Source organism: Ochrobactrum sp. MYb379 (assembly GCF_037479515.1).
In the GTDB taxonomy this organism is placed as follows: Bacteria; Pseudomonadota; Alphaproteobacteria; order Rhizobiales; family Rhizobiaceae; genus Brucella.
The window spans coordinates 54,853-71,431 of record NZ_JBBGYW010000004.1 but is presented as its reverse complement, the minus strand read 5'-3'; the positions used below and the strand labels follow the sequence as shown (position 1 = coordinate 71,431).

The window sequence follows — 16,579 nt, the reverse complement described above, 5'->3', positions numbered from 1 at the left end:
CGGCACACCGGGACACCCCGCCCGTGGACGTTATTTTGCCAAGGCAGGTCTCCTGGCTCACGGGTCATCGCTAGTGTCCGTCTTCCCAGGTTGAACCCAGTGACATTGTAGACAACAGCTTGCCGCTTACAGTTGCGGGGGCAGCGCCGGCTTTCCCGAATAACAGGGCACCGACTTCCCTCTTAGCCCCGGCGTGTCAGAGCGACAACCGGAGAACCTAGGCAAAACTATAATCCCGCATAAGGCCCGCCATGTCAAGATCATATAAAGAAATGTTTATATCTTTAAGCGGAAGACAACGGATTGCCGGTACCCGATGCGAAATTGCTCCACTTGCTTCAGGTGCTTTCCCCACAGTCTTCTCAGCCCAGGAAGGCTGTGAGGCAGCACACACCTCCTTTTGATGGCCCGAGCCAAAGATCAAGGATTAAAATGCAGGATGCATTCCTATCTATTCATCGCGAAATGGCATGGCGTATCGTTTCAGTTTGACAGAAGCTGGTACCAGTGATGTTTCTCATCACGATACAGGTGCCGGAGGAAACTCCGGGTAAAAGGGAATCCGGTCGGGTCAAACCCAAATCCGGAACTGCCCCCGCAACTGTAGGCGGCAAGCGCACCCGATATGCCACTGGCGCTATGCGCGCCGCGAAGGACGGGTGAAGCAAAAAACCGCAAGTCAGGAAATCTGCCTGGATCGTCCACCTCTTCTGACCGCGGGCGGCGTGTCAGGCACGGCTTCTCCGTATGGGTGATACCGGCTTCGTACATTCTTTCGTACGGAGCCTTTGTTCATTCATCCGTTTGCATCTTTGCGGTCGGCTCGGAGGTGTGTCACGATTATGGAAATTCAAATGCCCGAATTAATCTCGCCTGGCGGAGAAAAAAAGTGCTCCTGCATTCGTGTTGCGCACCTGCTCCGGCGAAGTGATGGAAGCGATGCTCGCGTCTGGCACTACTTATGCGACTTTCTTTTACAACCCCAACATCCATCCATAGCGAGAATACCTACTGCGCACGGACGAGAACATCCGTTTTGCCGAAAAACACCGCGTTGCATTCATTGATGCCGATTATGACAAGGACAATTGCTTCGCCCGTGCGAAGGGGATGGAATGGGAGCCGGAACGCGGCGTCCGCTGCACTATGTGCTTTGACATTCGCTTTGGACGGACCGATCTTTATGCCCATGAGAATGGTTTTCCGATCATGACTTCATCGCTCGGCATTACACGTTGGGAGAACATGGTGCAGATAAACGATTGCGGCAAAAGAGCCGCAGCACTTTACGAAGGACTGTCCTATTGGGAATATAACTGGCGTAAGGGCGGCCGCTCTGCCCGAACGATTGAGATTTCCAAACGCGAAGAATTCTACCAACAGGAATATAGTGGATGCGTTTACTCCCCTCGCGACACCAGTAAGCATCGCCGCGAGCAGGGTTGGGACTCCATGCAACCAGCTAAGCTTTAATACAGCAATAACAAATCGTGAGCCGGATGATCTATCAAACCTATCCCTCAATCAAATCGCAATGGCCTCAGCCAGGTCAGCGGGCATTTTTTGCCGGAAAGATTTCGCGTCTGGATAGACGATTGTCGAAGCTCTGTAAGTCGGCACGGCCAAATTTTTGAAGCCTTCGTGCGAAACTTCGGGATGATGAACACATCGCGTTCAATCGTGCATGGAATTTCCTTCCTCAGATGGGAAAGGTTTTAAGCTCTATTCATTCGGCGCATCAATCCATGAGCATGCATGACTTCATAACCAAATCGTATATTCTGATTTTTAAGACGTATGATCTGTAAAGAAACGATTTAGAAATTAAATCTGCATCACTTCAAAATGAGGCTGGGCCTGAATGAGTGTCAGTCAAGAACTGATCCCGATAATGATTGGCAACAACAGAAGTTAGAAAATACCGTAACTGTCTATCAATCATATCTATAAATAACTGCCGTTCCTCTCTGCAATACCATAGACCGCGTTCAACCAATGCAGTTATTAAAAGGCTTCTCAATGAACAGCGAATGCGACGCTTTCACATTGTCATAATATGACACTTATTAACTCGGACAAGCGGACGTTATTTCGCTTCACGTCCTATTCAAATTCCCCAACTAATGCGGATGTTCCTCGTGGCACTATAGTCACGACGGAATATTATTATTCTAAAGACTGATCTGATCCACTGGCAAATTCGTATTTCGAGATGCCCTCAATAATTTGGGAGGTCCGGTAAAAGTCCGGGTTTAGGGAGGAGAATGAAATGATGCGTTTTTCGAAACAGGCACTCACAGTCGCCGCTATTTTTTCCGTGATCTCTACCGCAGCATTTGCTGAAAATCCGAACGTCGGCGGAGCAGCAATGTATGACAACAAAACCATTGTCGACAATGCAATGAATTCCAAGGATCATACAACGCTCGTCGCTGCCGTTAAAGCTGCAGGTCTGGTCGATACGCTCAAAGGAAAAGGGCCCTTTACAGTTTTCGCGCCAACCAATGAAGCTTTCGCTGCCTTACCAGAAGGAACAGTCGATACTCTTCTGAAGCCCGAAAACAAAGATAAGTTGACGAAGATCCTCACCTGTCACGTTGTTGCCACCGCCGCGATGTCAAAGAATATCACTAAAATGATAGCCGACGATATGGGAACACACGACATCGAAACAGTGGGCGGCTGCGTTCTAAAGGCCAAAGAGGCGATGGGCAAGATTACGCTTACCGATGAAAACGGAACAGTTGCTCACGTAACAATAGCAGACGTAAAACAGTCAAACGGGGTAATACACGTTATTGATAAGGTGCTGTTACCTAAAATGTAACAGGTTTCAATGTGAAAAAACGGCTCCGACCGGATAGCCTGTCCGGCCGGAGACACTAAAATGCGTCCGGTTACGCATGTTTTGAGGATGGCGATGAACATACAGGAGAATGCAATTTCTTTTGATGTGGGAGGTTTTCGACTAAACAGCATTCTTATCGCCTCCAAGTCTTTAGCGGCGGGGAATACGGCGCTATTCATTCATGGAGCGAGTACCAGCCTTCTTGATCCTCTTTACACATTTCATAATAAGCGCTTTGACGATATTCAGATGCTTTTTGTAGACCGGCCCGGACATGGACAATCCGAACAGGGACCTGCTGAACATATTCGCCCCGACGCTCAGGCCGATGCGATAGCCACACTCATGCAGAGACGCGGGATCGACAATGCAATCCTCATAGGCCACTCTTACGGTGGAGCGGTCACAGCCGCTTTGGCTGTTCGTTATCCCCAACTCGTAGGAGGTTTAATTTTCTTATCACCAGCGGTCTACCCGTGGGTTGGCGGCATATCATGGTATAATAATCTGGCAAAAGCTCCTATAATTGGAGCCTTGTTCAGTTTGTTGGTTGCACCAACAATTGGGCTATTAAGTCTAAGAACAGCCATGAAATCGGTCTTCACGCCGAATAATTATCCAACCGGATACACGTGCTGGACAAAGGCATGGCAAGCATTGCGGCCCCGCGCCTTCCGACATAATGCGCGAGAACTCGGCGCATTATGTGACTGGACTGAAACTACTCATGAACAATACAAACGGATCGCTGCTCCAACAATTATAATCACGGGTGACACCGATGATATTGTATCGCCTGATGTGCATGCCCGACAACTCGCCAAAGACATAGCACGATCAGAGCTTCTGGTGATCAAGGGTATGGGACACAAGTCTGACTATGTTGCACAAGATCTAGTCGTAGCGGCCATTGAAAAGCTTGCGGGGAGAAAAATAGATTTGAGCTTTATCGCGGCTCAAGTGGAGCATCAGATTATCGATGAGGAAAAAAATGGAAAAGGGCCGATTTGAAACCGGCCCATTCCTGAAATTAGGACGCAGGCAAAATAGCCACATCGCGGATGTTGCTTTCCAGTTTCTCAACCGTGCCGATTTTCGTGGCAGCGCCAGTTTCAAGATTTACCGTGTAAACAGTATTATCTGCAACGAGATAGGCCATGTTCTTTCCTTCCGCCATTCCATGAATATCGAAGGCGTACATCTCTGGGCTTCCCTCGATTTCAAGCTTGCCGATCGTTTTCAGCGTTCCGTCATTTGGCTTCGTTTGCTGCACAAGTGTTTTATTGCCAGCATCGATATTAAACATAGCGGTCTTTTCGGGCTTACCGATTGAGTTGGTGTAAGCAGCAGCGACAATTTTGCTTTCACTGCCCTCACCTGCATCACCGTTTTCATAGGCCAGCTTGCCATCGACCGTGACTTCACCCGTATCCGGATGCACACGATGATTTGTCGTGCCGGTCATGAAACGCAACCGGTCAGCCATCGGATTAAAATCAACAACGACGGCTTGCCCTTCAGCCATTGGCAACATCGTATTCATTTTGGCGATTTCTGTTGTCGCTCCACTTTCGAGATTGATTGCAACGATGCGGTGATCGCCTGTAACGCCAATGACGGTCTTATCGGCAGGTCGAAAATCGATTCCAACCAGATTTTCCACGCCATCAACTTCCATCGTCTTTGTGACTTTGCCGTCATCTGTGTCAAACATCACCAGCGTCTTGTCACCGACCAGGCCGAGCGCAGGTGCGGCTATGCCATGAATAATAGAAACGCCAAGAATTGTGGATGTAGCCAGTGCCAGCTGAATAATACGCATCATTGTTCTCCTTTGTTTCACCGTTCGAAGCTGCCGTTAGGGTCGTGGATACCAGCGCCTCTGATTGTCAGACACATGAGACAACCGGTTTGGATGCAGTGGAGAAAAATAAAAAAAGCAAACGCATCTGTTTGCCTGTTTCCTGCGTATAGGAATTAGGGTTAGGTTAGCTGTCGGATGAGGAGATATGTGGAATGGGCGGGCAAACGGATGAACTGGCAAAGGCTATTGCTGCCTGCGTGCGGCGTGATCGCTCAGGACTCCGTGCTATCTTTGATCAGGAATCAGGACGATTGCTGGCTGTTGCGCACCGCATTCTTCGTCGCCGCGAACTGGCGGAAGAAGTTTTGCAGGAAACGCTCATTCGAATATGGACCCACGCACATCAATATGCGCCGGATCAGGGCTCAGCTAAGGGGTGGATTTATGCAATTGTTCGTAACCGAGCTTTAAATGCATTGCGCGATGGCAAACGTGAGCAAACAGTGGATGATGTCGACGCTTTAAGCGAAGCCGAACATTCAAAAGAAATTTTGACAGCCTGGCATCAACTTGATCAAACGAGCCAGCTCAGAGATTGTCTTAACGCTCTCGATAAAGACAAACGGGATGGCATTCTCATGGCTTATGTCGGTGGCTACACGCATGGTGAAATAGCTGGTCGATTACAAATACCGTTGGGCACCGCAAAATCCTGGGTAAGACGCGGTCTGAGCGCATTGCGGGCATGTATGTCATGATAAAATCATTCGATAATATTCCGGAACTTGCCGACGAATATGTTCTCGGTCTGCTTAATCCGGACGAAGTCCTTCAGGTTGAAGCCGAAATCAGCCGCAATGAAGAACTGAGGCATGGCGTTGCCCGCAGCCGTGAGCGATTTTTGGCGCTGGATACATCCATACCGCCGATGATCGTTGATGAACGCGTTTGGGAAGCTGTTCAAAATCAGCTTCCAGATGGCCCTGCCGCGGAAATAAGAACGGTCCGAAGTGATAACGATAATAAGTATGGCGTGAATCCCTGGCGATTTGCAGCGCTCTCAGCATCTGCGGCATCGATCCTTCTTGCTATTGGTCTCGGATGGTCGCTTACAAGAACTGTCGAGCCAGTCGTCATTGCTGTTTTGCTGGATGATACTGGAGGTGTTCAGGCCATTGTTGAAGATTTCGGCAATGAAAATGCGCGCGTCCGCCTGTTAAACAATGTCGAAATTCCATCAGGTAAAACCATTCAGGTTTGGACGCTTCCTTCAAAGGAGATGGGGCCTGTCTCAATGGGGTTGCTTGAAGGCGCGCATTCAGCTCGGTTGAAGGGGCCGGATTTGCCTCTTCCGCGTGGTGAGCAGCTTTATGAGCTTACATTAGAGCCTGCGGGCGGTTCACCTACGGGACGCCCGACAGGACCAATTCTCTCAAAAGGCTATGCAAAAACACCGTTGTAAGCGCAATCGAATTATCAATGTCTTGTTCCACCACCTGCAAAAGAATGTAATGCTCACCTTTGATGGATATCACGCATTTATCCAGACGCCATGTGTCGCCAACGCGTAAGGTACGGTGACGTATTGTATTAACATGGGTCTGCCCCAAAATCGCAGCCAATTGGTAAAGAGCGGCTGAAAAAACTTCAAGCGAGGTCGGAACACGAGGTCCGACTAAGGAAATTACACCATGCCAGCCGCAGCGGCAGCACCTGGGAGAATTCTACGTGGCCAGGACGACAAGTGTCCATCTGCCATTTCACGTTTAATCTCCAAACCCACCATCAGAAAAAATACGGCCATAAGTGCATCATTGATCCTATGATGCAGTGATAAAGCACCTAAGTAAGCGTGAAGTGTATTAAAATATGTGTCTGACAGCGGGGAGTTGGCAGTAACTAGCGCCAATATCGCGGCAGCAATTAGCAGCAAACCGCCGGCGGATTCATTATCCAGAAAATTACGTATATTATTCCGCATGCGACGAGCCATAGAGCTCCCTGATAGAAACAGTTATGACGCTTGTTGAACGCAAAAGTCGTTATTGCGTCCTCATTAAAAACAACAGTCGGCACTCAAAGCCTATCATGAATAAAATCATTCAGGCCTTTGCTGCACTGCCTTATCACGCACGTCGAAGTTTTACCTGTGATCGTTGTTTCGAGTTTATGGCGTATCGGGCTTTGGAGGATGGAATGGGAGCTAAAGGCTGGTTTTGTGACCCAAACTCACCCTGGTAGAAAGGCGCGATTGAGAACATCAACAAGCGCATTCGACGGTATTTGCCCAGCAACACGGACCTGACACAGGTCAGTCCGGCGCAGTTGACAGCCTCGCCCATAATCTCAATGCAACCCCGCGCAAGTGTCTTGGATTTAAGACACCTGCCGAGGCTTTTGCTACACTTTTGCAGGATGCAGCTTAATCAAATACGCTCACTACCGGCATGATGCACTTGGAGTAGTTTTTCCAAAAGACATTCATACCTTCATGTGCGACACGCGTCGCAATATCTGGGTTGATGCCCCGCCGAAATGCAGCTGGAAGGATATAGTGTTCAATCGGTTTCCTATGATTTTCCCATAAAAAAGCTGCCCAAAAGGACGGCGGTTAATCATCTTATATGTTGACAAAAACATGTATCACGTTATGATACATCCATAAGGAGTTCAGTATGATCCGATCTTACAAAGACAGCACAACGGAGATCGTCGCGAGTGGCAAATGCCCAAAGGGTTTCCCGGCTGATTTAGTAAGAGTTGCGGTTCGTAAACTGACAATGATTGAAAGCGCCGTAACAATTGATGATCTTCGTTCGCCGCCCGGCAACCGTTTAGAGGCTTTGAAGAAGGATCGCATTGGACAGCACTCAATTCGGATAAATGACCAGTGGCGCATCTGCTTTGTTTGGACTGATGCGGGCGCTGAACAGGTCGAAATTGTAGATTACCACTGAAAGGAAAAGCCATGACCAGCATACTGCCTCCCGTGCATCCCGGCGAAATCCTTCGCGAGGAATACCTTATTCCACTCCATATGAGCGCAGGAGCGCTTGCCAAGCAGTTGAACGTACCTCGTACTCGTATCGAGCGCTTAGCAAACGAACAGACAGCCGTTACACCCGATACCGCATTGCGCCTCGCAAAGTTTTTTCGCACTACACCGGAATTCTGGATGAACATGCAAGCAAGCTTTGACCTCAAGATTGAAGCCGCTGCGATTGAGGGCGATTTGGCTGCAATTCACGAACTTGAAGCCGCATAATCAATGAGGGGCGACACCGTCTGCCCCTTATTATTAGGGATACTGATTAGAGCCAGTCGTCATCTAAGTTCTCACCAACTTGGAGAGACAGATGAGACTGAGTTTTTTGATTACAACCTATTTGGTACTATGCGGACGTCTGAGCAACGCGTCAGCATGTAATACCAATCTGGTTCAGATTTCAAATTGGTCCATCAAGACTGATACGCTGCAAACACAACAATTTCTTTTCCAGTGAATTTCAAAATCGAAAAAAACTATAAAATCTCTGGATGCATCGGTAATTATCGAGGACATATCGGGCAACCTCCTATTCTCATCATTCATCGATAAAGAGCTACGGATAAAGCCAAATGAGATTTTCATTACTATCGATACAATATTGCCGAAAGAGGCTCTTGATCTTAGCATAAAGACAGCCTGAACGCTTATGTTTGCTCTCGCAGCGCCGTTATTAGCGATGGCACCACGCAGCCATACGATTGAGACCCTCCCAATTTCTAGCGCTACCTATTAGCGCGGGTCATAGAATAAGTTCCCTCCGTTTGATCGAGGGGACTCATGGATCTAATTAGACAACTGCCTTCTGCTATTGTTGTTTCGCTCATTGCGCTTGCGTTTGTATATCCAGTTGTACGGGTATTAAAAAGAATGGGTTTTGCACGGTGGTGGGCTCTATTCTTTACTCTACTTTTCTTTCCCATCATTGGTCTTTGGATATTGGCCTTTGCTAAATGGCCTAACTGTCCCAAAATGAGAATGAATAGAGTGTCCAATCGATCATTTGGATGTTTCAGAATTCCATGCGTCTGGAGATATCCGGGCGAAGCCACTGCGGTCAGTCTCCAGTCAGGCCCAATCCTCACCGCAATCATATCTTATCACTGGCTCTATGTCATCGGGCTATGTGCCAATAACCAGTCAAGAACAAACCCGACGCTTTTGCGTCGGGTTGAGTGGCTTATCGCCATTATGCCTTTGAGGCTGCAGTCGATGGAACAGGCTGCACTTTTGAAGTGATTGCCATTACAATAATCGCTGACATCAACATGACCCCACCAACGATGAACATTGGCATTTCATAATTTCCTGTCATATCCTTCACCCATCCAGTGATGTATGGCGCGGAAAAGCCTGCGACATTGCCTATCGAATTTATGAGAGCAATCCCGGCCGCAGCGCCCGCACCAGATAGAAAGCGGGTTGGAAGAGACCAGAAAGTTGGTAGAGCCGCAAAAATCGAGATCGCTGTAATGGTCACAACTGCAATGGTTGCTTCAGGCGATGACATTAGCAGTGCAACAGGAATGCTCAATGCACCTACAAGCGCTGGTATACCGATATGCCAGGTTCGGACACCGCGCCGCGTTGCATCCATGCTCCAGAGATACAGACCAATGGATGCACCAAGATATGGTATCGCAATAATCAGCCCCTTCTGCATCACGTCGAACTTCGTGGCAAACTTGGCCTCAAAGCCAGCAATAATCGTCGGCAGGAAGAAGCCAAGCGAATAAAGGCCGTACACAAGACCGAAATAGACAGCCGAAAGCAGCCAAACACGACCATTGCGAAGAGCGTCAAAAACTGCGCTTGCGCTATGGCTGTGGGACTTGGCTTTTTCTTCACGCGAAACTGCGTTCAAGAGCCATTTCTTTTCGTCACTGGTCAGCCACTTAGCATCATTTGGGCCGTCCGGAAGATAGAACCAAGTAATGAAGCCGACAATTATGGCTGGAACCGATACACCCAGAAACATCACCCGCCAGCCCTCAAGGCCAAACAACCCATGTGCGTCAATGAGCCAGGACGCAAACGGTGCTCCAATGACAGTCGAGAACGGCTGCGCCACATAAAAGAGTGCTAAGATTTTTGCGCGGTGCGTGGCAGGAACCCAGGTGCTAAGATACAGGATTGCACCGGGGAAGAAGCCCGCTTCAGCTACACCAAGCAGGAAGCGAAGCCAATAAAGACCCTCAATAGAACTAACCCAGGTGAACAGCAGGGAGACGACACCCCATGTTACCATGATACGGGCCAGCCAACGGCGTGCACCGACGCGCTGCAAAGCAAGATTGCTTGGGATTTCAAGTATAATATAGCCGACGAAGAAAATGCCCGCGGCGAAGCCAAACTGCGCTGCAGTCAGCCCCAAATCATCATTCATCCCATTGGGACCCGCAAATGAAATCGCTGTACGATCAAGAAAGTTGATTAACGACATAAGCGCAAGGAACGGTACCAGCCGCCAGCAAATTTTTCGAATTGCGCTTCTTTCAATATCTGTCGTAACGACAGACCTATCTAACTGTTCCTGCACTTTAGTTCCTCCCAAAAGTGAATAGATGTCATTTCTCATCTCGATCCGGAACATGCGTATCCACGCCATTGTTTTGACAAAGCGCAGCAGCTTCGGCCAAAGGTGTCTTACCGTTTGTCCGAATAATGATTTCCAGATTTTCGCCGTACCAGCCGGGTTTTAGAGCCAAAAAGACCCGACCCGACCCGACAGTTCATATTATTCAGCGAGTTGTGCCGCTTAAAATAACGATCAACGCACCGTTTCTGTTGCAGCAGAAACATTCTCGAAAAGCTTCGGGGTCTCTGACAGAAAATCGCTACCAAACCCAGCATCGAGCAACGTCTGAAGGGCAGTTGTCACACCGTTTGCAGTGCTGCGCTCCGCCGAAACATCCTCTGCCATTTGCATGTAATAACTGAGATCCTTGTGCGCATTTGAAACAAAGAACTTCATTTTCGAATTGTCACCATTAAGGACAAATGGGCTGACGCGATCAAAAGCGGCTCCATAACCGCCACCTTTCGCCAAAACTTCCGTAAAGATTTCAGGAGAAATACCACCCAGCTTTGCACAGGCTGCGGCTTCCCCCAGCAATGTCACCATACCGAGCGACACATAATTATGAAGGAGCTTCAGCTTGTGTCCCGATCCAACCTTGCCTGCATGGAAAATGTTCTCGGCAAAGGTTTCCAGCAATGGACGGATCGTGGCAAACAGCTCGTCATCGGCTCCAACCAGAAGGTTCAACCTGCCCTGAGCTGCTTCAAGCGGCGTCCTTGTCATAGGAGAGTCGACGAAACGGCCCCCTGCTGCTTCGGCCAGTTGCGCAATTCGTGTAGTCGATGATGGAATGGCGGTGGAACAATCGATGATGATCGTACCCGGCTTAATTGCCTTCAATATTCCGGTCTCACCAAGCAGAACGTCTTCCACCTGGGGAGTTCCACTCACACACAGAATGATGATGTCACTCTGCTCTGCCAGGTCCTGTTTATTTGCAAATTGCAGGGCACCGCCTTCGAGAAGATCATCAACAGGCTGGTTTCCCGGATGATCAAGGAACCCCAAGGACCAGCCTTTTTTCACCACGTTCAGAGCAATACCGTGACCCATCAGGCCAACGCCGATAATACCGACTTTCTTGTTGGTCATCTCTCTTCTCCTTAGGCCAATGCGCGACAGATTGCGTCTGCCATTTCGGTACATTTTGCAGTTCCTCCGAGATCCGTTGGAACAGTTTGGCCGGCAGCAAGCACACGGCCAACGGCACTTTCGATACGGTCCGCAGATTCCATAAGTCGTTGGTCGCCCTTCTTGTCACCAAGCCAGCGCAGCATCATCACTGCAGAAAGAACGGTCGCGACAGGGCTTGCTATATTTTGACCGGCAATATCGGGTGCTGATCCGTGTGCACCTTGGAAGAGTGCGTATGTGTCACCGATCTCACCCGAAGGCGAAATGCCCATTCCTCCGACTGTCGCAGCACCCAGATCAGAAATGATGTCGCCGAACATATTTTCTGCGACAATCACGTCGTAAAAATCCGGCTTTTTAACCATATGGACCGTAATCGCATCGGCATAAGCATAGTCGATTTCAACGTCCCGATAGCCTGAGTGGACGTCGTCACAAACCTTCCGGAAAAATGCATAGCTTCTAAGAATATTGGCTTTATCGCAGACGGTAACACGTGATTTTGCGTCACGCGGCGCACCATTGCGTTTCTTCGCGAGTTCGAAAGCAAATTTCGCCACGCGCTCTGTCCCCTTGCGGGTGATCACGAGACTGTCTGATGCAAACTCATCGCGCAGAACAACTCCTGCACCACGGCTTGCATAAAGTCCTTCGGTGTTTTCGCGAATGATCACATAGTCAATTCCACCACCATCAAAAGCACGAAGTGGTGACAGCACGCCGGGCAAAAGCTTGACCGGTCTAACATTTGCATAGAGGTCCAGTTTGAATCGTAGTCGCAGATGCAAATCATTTCCGACCTCGGTACCATCCGGATAGACGACACCTGGCAATCCGGCTGCTCCATGCAAGATAGCATCTGCGGAACGGCAGCCCTGATAGGTATCATCCGGCAACACTTCGCCTGTTTTCAGATAGTGGTTAGAACCACCATTGAAAATTTGAAAATCAAGCATGCTTTCACCAACGGCAGCCTTGAGCACTTTGATAGTCGCGTCAGTGATTTCTGGACCAATACCGTCACCGGCGATTGTCGCAATTTTATAGTTCGTCATGGTTTTTATCCTGTTTCGACAATCTTACCAATTGGTCGCGATGTACTTTGCTTCCATGAATTCCAGCATGCCGTGATGTGCACCTTCGCGCCCAAGACCGCTCTGCTTCACGCCACCGAAAGGTGCTGCTGGATCGGAGACGAGCCCGCGATTGAGAGCCAGCATACCAGCCTCAATCTTTTCGGAAACCCGCAGACCACGCGCCAGATCACGCGTATAGACATAGGCAACCAGACCATACTCGGTATTGTTAGAGCGCTGGATTGCTTCTTCTTCCGTGTCGAAAATATAGATCGGTGCAACGGGTCCAAAGATTTCTTCTGATGCCAGGTCCGCAGTATCGGGAACATCTGCAAGAACAGTCGGCAGGTAGAAGTGCCCTTCGTTCTCCAGAGCCTTTCCACCGCAGGTAATGCGTGCACCTTTGGCAACAGCATCATCCACCAGTTCCGCCACCTTCTTAACGGCGGCGGCATTCACCAATGGACCGCAATCCGTCGTCTCCTCTACTCCTGCCCCAACCGTTAATGCGGCCATGCGTTCGGTCAGTCGGACAGTAAAAGTCTCAGCAATCCCACGCTGGACATAGATACGATTTGCTGCGGTACAAGCTTCACCACCATTGCGCATTTTAGCGATCATTGCGCCTTCGATTGCCGCATCCAGATCAGCATCATCAAAAACGACAAACGGAGCATTTCCTCCCAATTCCATTGAGGAGTGGATGACCTGGTCGGCGGCTTTACGCAATAGCACACGTCCGACTTCGGTTGATCCCGTAAACGACAGTTTCCTCACGCGTGGATCATCAAGCATCGCATTAACAACTTGGCTTGTTGTCGAGGATGTAATGACGTTTACAACGCCAGCGGGCACTCCTGCCTCAGCAAGGATGGCAGCTACAGCATAGGCCGTCAGGGGTGTTTCAGTTGCGGGTTTGAGAACGCAAGTGCAACCCGCAGCAAGAGCTGGAGCGATTTTGCGCGTTGCCATAGCAGCAGGAAAATTCCAGGGCGTAATGAGCAATGAAACGCCAATTGGCTGATAATTCACGAGAATACGATTAGCGCCCGAAGGAGCGGTTCCCAGATCCCCATGACCACGTACGGCCTCCTCTGCAAACCACCGGAAAAATTCGGCAGCATACGCAACTTCGCCACGCGCATCCTTCAGTGCCTTACCGTTTTCAAGCGAAATAAGCCGTGCGAGCCTCTCACTGTCGCGCATCATCAGTTGAAAACAGTTGCGCAAAATTTCCGAACGCTGACGCGCAGGCGTGGCGGCCCATCCGCCCGCAGCAACTGCTGCTGCATCCACAGCACTTAAAGCGTCTTCAGGAGAAGCATCAGCGACAGCACCGAGAACGGTATTATCGGACGGATTATAAACATCGATCCGATTATCACGACTGCCAGCTTTCCATTCGCCACCAATGAACAGATCAGTCGGCCATTTTTGTTGGATGTTCATCTAAATTTCCTCAGTGAGAGCGTTTTGTTAGCTTGCCATAGCGTCAACAAGAATGGATTTAATCGCGTCTGGAGAAAGAGTACGCGGGTTGTTCTCAATCAGGCGAGTAGCGTTCATCGACAACTCGGCAATCTGGTCGAGTTTGGCATCTGTCACGCCGATTTCGCTGATAGTCGCTGGCATGCCGACACGCGCAAAAAGTGCAAATAGCGCATCAATGCAAAGCCCTGCCGCGTGCTCATCCGTTTGGCTTTCCGTAGCCACACCTATGGCTCGCGCTATTTTCGCATAATCAGCCGCAGCCACTGGCGTATTAAAACGCATTGTATAGGGAAGGAGAATACCAACACCCAGACCATGTGCGGTATGTGTTTCAGCGCCAATCGGGTATTGGATTGCATGGGCTGCTGCCGTTCCGGCGCTGCCAAATGCCAGTCCCGCGAAGGTCGAACCCAGCATCACCGCAGAACGTGCTTCAATGTCATCGCCGTTATCAACGGCAGTTTGCAGATGCGCAAAAATGAGCTTGATCGCTTCCAGGGCGTAAAAATCGGATAGTGAATTTTTCCCAACAAAAACACGACTGCATGCCAAGTCACTGTTTGGTTCACGCCGAACAGCCGCAAAGGCTTCAATAGCATGCGCGAGAGCGTCAGCACCCGAAATAGCGGTCAAACCTTTCGGGCATGTCAGCGTGAGTTCAGGATCGCAAATTGACGTATGTGGAATGAGATATGGGCTGGAAATGCCGACTTTCATAACTCTCTGCGGATCTGCAAGAACAGCAACAGGCGTCGCTTCTGATCCTGTGCCCGCGGTCGTTGGAACTGCAATCACAGGACAAACAGGACCCGGCACTTTGAATTCACCATAATAATCCGATAGTGACCCCGGATGCGTGAGGATCAGGCTGACCAACTTTGCAAGATCAAGGCAGCTTCCGCCACCCAAACCAATCACCATATCTGGCTTGAAATCCCGATAGCGTTGCGCACAATTTGTAACGCCCTCCAAAGGCAGTTCTGGTTCAGTCTCGGCAAAGACCTTTACATCGATGCCGTGGGCCTTCAGATCCTCTATCACCTCCTGAAGAAGTGGAAGCGCGCCAATTCGGGCATCTGTACACAATAGAGCCCGCTGACCAATATCTGCTGCCAACCGTCCAAGTGCGCGGCGCTGACCTGCACCAAAAACCAAACGCTGCGGCGCGCGTGTGACGCCATACTCAAACTGCATGAAACTTATCTCCTTAATTAGCTGGCATCCGATCAGTCTGAGCAAGGTGCTGGATACGCTCCCACACTTCTGGTGCGATGTTCAGCCCTTCCTTCTCAGCGCGGATGCGGGATTTTACAGAGCGGTCACCAGGAACACGAACCGGGTTTTCTGGGTCAGATGGAGGCGTATCGCGCAATGCATTCAAGTAATCTGAAATGACGCTAGTCATGCCCGATGCCGGCTCCATGACGATAAATAGATCGCCCTTGTTGCAAGGATGTGTAGAATCGAGAGTCCCACGAACGGCAGTTCCAAGCGATGAGCCAGTCAGAGCCGCAACCAGCACCTCAAAGGCCAATCCGAGGCCATATCCTTTTGCACCGCCAAAGGGTGCTATGGACCCCGCCTTTGCCTTTTCAGCATCGGTAGTAGGCAACCCTTCCGCATCCAACGCCCAACCGGCCGGGATCGGAGCGGCACGATTGGCGTGGTCATGGATCTTGCCCATTGACACCAAACTGGTTGCCATATCGAAAACAAATGGTTCAGGTTCGGCGGGCACCCCGATTGTCAATGGATTGGTGCCAATCATGGCACGCCGTCCTCCCCAGGGATGCACCAAAGCTTCGCTGATTGTCATTCCGAGCAATATCTTGCCCTGACGAGCCAGGTTTTCTGCGTACCAGGCAAGCATCCCCAGGTGATCACAGTTCCTGATAGCAACCACACACGAACCTGCTGACTTCAGACGCTGGCTTGCTGCGTCGAGCGCAGACATAGCCACAACAGGACCTAAACCATGCTGGCCGTCCACCTCAAGAAACGCTTCACCACGCCAGCTATGAATGCCTTTGGCGAGAGGATCGGTCACACCATTCAACACGCGCTCAACAACGCGCGGCAGCCGAAGAAGGCCGTGGGATGGCACTCCCCTCATCTCGGCATCCAGGAGCAAAGACGTCTGAATTTCTGAATGATTGCGCGGTATTCCAGCTTTTTGAAGAGCCGCAAGCGCAGCTTGCTCAACCTTGGCAACAGTTTGCATATGTTGTCCTAAAACCTTGTGTTCCGGGAATGGAGAGAGCTTCAGAGGCGGAGGAAAATCTCACAATGGGCTGCTCAACCCCGCAGACTGCAATCCGACATATAAAAGTCAGCGATCTTTTATTGGCGAGCATATGCATTGCAGCAATTACTCTCGCTTGCTGATCGTATCCGTTTTATCAATATGTGCGTTTCAGCTTGTAACGGTAAGCAAAAGAAAGCTCAGCTGCAAAAGCACCCGAGCATTTTTTCCTGCCAATAATCTGACATAAGTCCTCCTTTCTTTTATCCCGCACACCCCTCCTCGGGTGCTCAACACTTGCTGAGGTGATAAATCATATCGGATACGATAGAGGTATTAATTCGCAGGTCAAGCCAG

General features: G+C 49.9%; 13 protein-coding genes, 4 pseudogenes and 2 riboswitches. Of the genes and pseudogenes, 8 read left to right on the top strand and 9 right to left on the bottom strand.

Going from position 1 to position 16,579, the window contains the following annotated elements:
• Positions 1-25: 25 nt before the first annotated feature.
• A riboswitch (cobalamin riboswitch) is annotated at positions 26-236 on the bottom strand.
• Between the two features lie 276 nt (positions 237-512).
• Positions 513-710, top strand: a riboswitch (cobalamin riboswitch).
• A 132-nt stretch (positions 711-842) separates the two neighbouring features.
• The 3 genes and pseudogenes from WH356_RS10295 to WH356_RS10285 all read left to right on the top strand — a co-directional run bounded on the left by WH356_RS10295 (position 843) and on the right by WH356_RS10285 (position 3,859).
• Positions 843-1,473: pseudogene (locus tag WH356_RS10295) on the top strand (epoxyqueuosine reductase QueH).
• 796 nt (positions 1,474-2,269) lie between these two features.
• On the top strand, positions 2,270-2,827 hold the full coding sequence (locus tag WH356_RS10290) for a fasciclin domain-containing protein (protein WP_339510449.1): 558 nt from the start codon (positions 2,270-2,272) through the stop codon (positions 2,825-2,827).
• A 60-nt stretch (positions 2,828-2,887) separates the two neighbouring features.
• Positions 2,888-3,859 carry an alpha/beta fold hydrolase gene (locus WH356_RS10285; protein ID WP_339510447.1) on the top strand — a complete coding sequence of 324 codons (972 nt, stop codon included), beginning with the start codon at positions 2,888-2,890 and terminating at the stop codon, positions 3,857-3,859.
• A gap of 19 nt (positions 3,860-3,878) precedes the next feature.
• On the opposite strand, the gene WH356_RS10280 is transcribed toward WH356_RS10285, so the two are convergent.
• Positions 3,879-4,670, bottom strand: coding sequence for a DUF4394 domain-containing protein (locus WH356_RS10280; RefSeq protein ID WP_339510445.1), 792 nt, complete (start codon positions 4,668-4,670; stop codon positions 3,879-3,881).
• Between the two features lie 194 nt (positions 4,671-4,864).
• Between WH356_RS10280 and WH356_RS10275 the strand changes: the two genes are divergently transcribed.
• Both WH356_RS10275 and WH356_RS10270 read left to right on the top strand, forming a co-directional pair.
• The gene (locus WH356_RS10275; RefSeq protein WP_339510443.1) at positions 4,865-5,410 is read left to right on the top strand and encodes a sigma-70 family RNA polymerase sigma factor; all 546 of its coding nucleotides are present in this window, start codon (positions 4,865-4,867) and stop codon (positions 5,408-5,410) included.
• Positions 5,398-6,114 (top strand): anti-sigma factor, encoded by a 717-nt coding sequence (locus tag WH356_RS10270; RefSeq protein ID WP_339510441.1) that lies wholly within the window; start codon positions 5,398-5,400, stop codon positions 6,112-6,114. Before WH356_RS10275 ends, WH356_RS10270 begins: the two co-directional genes overlap by 13 nt.
• Before the next feature lie 225 nt (positions 6,115-6,339).
• Here WH356_RS10270 and WH356_RS10265 read toward each other — a convergent pair.
• Positions 6,340-6,645: pseudogene (locus WH356_RS10265) on the bottom strand (Na+/H+ antiporter NhaA); the annotation flags it as partial.
• Between the two features lie 20 nt (positions 6,646-6,665).
• Between WH356_RS10265 and WH356_RS10260 the strand changes: the two are divergent.
• The 3 genes and pseudogenes from WH356_RS10260 to WH356_RS10250 all read left to right on the top strand — a co-directional run.
• A pseudogene (locus WH356_RS10260) lies at positions 6,666-7,078 on the top strand (IS30 family transposase); the annotation flags it as partial.
• Between the two features lie 249 nt (positions 7,079-7,327).
• The gene (locus WH356_RS10255) at positions 7,328-7,609 is read left to right on the top strand and encodes a type II toxin-antitoxin system RelE/ParE family toxin (RefSeq protein ID WP_339510439.1); all 282 of its coding nucleotides are present in this window, start codon (positions 7,328-7,330) and stop codon (positions 7,607-7,609) included.
• An 11-nt stretch (positions 7,610-7,620) separates the two neighbouring features.
• Complete coding sequence (locus WH356_RS10250) at positions 7,621-7,917, top strand: HigA family addiction module antitoxin (RefSeq protein ID WP_339510437.1); 297 nt, start codon at positions 7,621-7,623, stop codon at positions 7,915-7,917.
• Between the two features lie 779 nt (positions 7,918-8,696).
• Here WH356_RS10250 and WH356_RS10245 read toward each other — a convergent pair.
• The 7 genes and pseudogenes from WH356_RS10245 to WH356_RS10215 form a co-directional block, all read right to left on the bottom strand.
• Positions 8,697-8,795 (bottom strand): annotated as a pseudogene (locus WH356_RS10245) (LysR family transcriptional regulator); the annotation flags it as partial.
• Between the two features lie 92 nt (positions 8,796-8,887).
• Positions 8,888-10,237 carry an MFS transporter gene (locus WH356_RS10240; RefSeq protein ID WP_339510435.1) on the bottom strand — a complete coding sequence of 450 codons (1,350 nt, stop codon included), beginning with the start codon at positions 10,235-10,237 and terminating at the stop codon, positions 8,888-8,890.
• Positions 10,238-10,468: 231 nt separating this feature from the next.
• The gene (locus tag WH356_RS10235; protein ID WP_339510433.1) at positions 10,469-11,371 is read right to left on the bottom strand and encodes an NAD(P)-dependent oxidoreductase; all 903 of its coding nucleotides are present in this window, start codon (positions 11,369-11,371) and stop codon (positions 10,469-10,471) included.
• 11 nt (positions 11,372-11,382) lie between these two features.
• Entirely contained in the window at positions 11,383-12,468 is a 1,086-nt protein-coding gene (locus WH356_RS10230) for an isocitrate/isopropylmalate dehydrogenase family protein (RefSeq protein ID WP_339510431.1), read from the bottom strand.
• 24 nt (positions 12,469-12,492) lie between these two features.
• Positions 12,493-13,938, bottom strand: a complete 1,446-nt coding sequence (locus WH356_RS10225) for an NAD-dependent succinate-semialdehyde dehydrogenase (RefSeq protein ID WP_339510429.1) — start codon at positions 13,936-13,938, stop codon at positions 12,493-12,495.
• Between the two features lie 27 nt (positions 13,939-13,965).
• Positions 13,966-15,174, bottom strand: a complete 1,209-nt coding sequence (locus tag WH356_RS10220; protein ID WP_339510427.1) for an iron-containing alcohol dehydrogenase — start codon at positions 15,172-15,174, stop codon at positions 13,966-13,968.
• 13 nt (positions 15,175-15,187) lie between these two features.
• Positions 15,188-16,201: an Ldh family oxidoreductase gene (locus tag WH356_RS10215; RefSeq protein ID WP_339510425.1), complete on the bottom strand. Its 1,014-nt coding sequence runs from the start codon at positions 16,199-16,201 to the stop codon at positions 15,188-15,190.
• Positions 16,202-16,579: the final 378 nt, after the last annotated feature.

Excerpts from the sequence above, each read along its gene's own strand:
- WH356_RS10290 (WP_339510449.1), top strand. The coding sequence starts at position 2,270 with ATGATGCGTTTTTCGAAACAGGCACTCACAGTCGCCGCTATTTTTTCC.
- WH356_RS10285 (WP_339510447.1), top strand. The coding sequence starts at position 2,888 with ATGCGTCCGGTTACGCATGTTTTGAGGATGGCGATGAACATACAGGAG.
- WH356_RS10280 (WP_339510445.1), bottom strand. The coding sequence starts at position 4,670 with ATGCGTATTATTCAGCTGGCACTGGCTACATCCACAATTCTTGGCGTT.
- WH356_RS10275 (WP_339510443.1), top strand. The coding sequence starts at position 4,865 with ATGGGCGGGCAAACGGATGAACTGGCAAAGGCTATTGCTGCCTGCGTG.
- WH356_RS10270 (WP_339510441.1), top strand. The coding sequence starts at position 5,398 with ATGTATGTCATGATAAAATCATTCGATAATATTCCGGAACTTGCCGAC.
- WH356_RS10255 (WP_339510439.1), top strand. The coding sequence starts at position 7,328 with ATGATCCGATCTTACAAAGACAGCACAACGGAGATCGTCGCGAGTGGC.
- WH356_RS10250 (WP_339510437.1), top strand. The coding sequence starts at position 7,621 with ATGACCAGCATACTGCCTCCCGTGCATCCCGGCGAAATCCTTCGCGAG.
- WH356_RS10235 (WP_339510433.1), bottom strand. The coding sequence starts at position 11,371 with ATGACCAACAAGAAAGTCGGTATTATCGGCGTTGGCCTGATGGGTCAC.
- WH356_RS10230 (WP_339510431.1), bottom strand. The coding sequence starts at position 12,468 with ATGACGAACTATAAAATTGCGACAATCGCCGGTGACGGTATTGGTCCA.
- WH356_RS10225 (WP_339510429.1), bottom strand. The coding sequence starts at position 13,938 with ATGAACATCCAACAAAAATGGCCGACTGATCTGTTCATTGGTGGCGAA.
- WH356_RS10220 (WP_339510427.1), bottom strand. The coding sequence starts at position 15,174 with ATGCAGTTTGAGTATGGCGTCACACGCGCGCCGCAGCGTTTGGTTTTT.
- WH356_RS10215 (WP_339510425.1), bottom strand. The coding sequence starts at position 16,201 with ATGCAAACTGTTGCCAAGGTTGAGCAAGCTGCGCTTGCGGCTCTTCAA.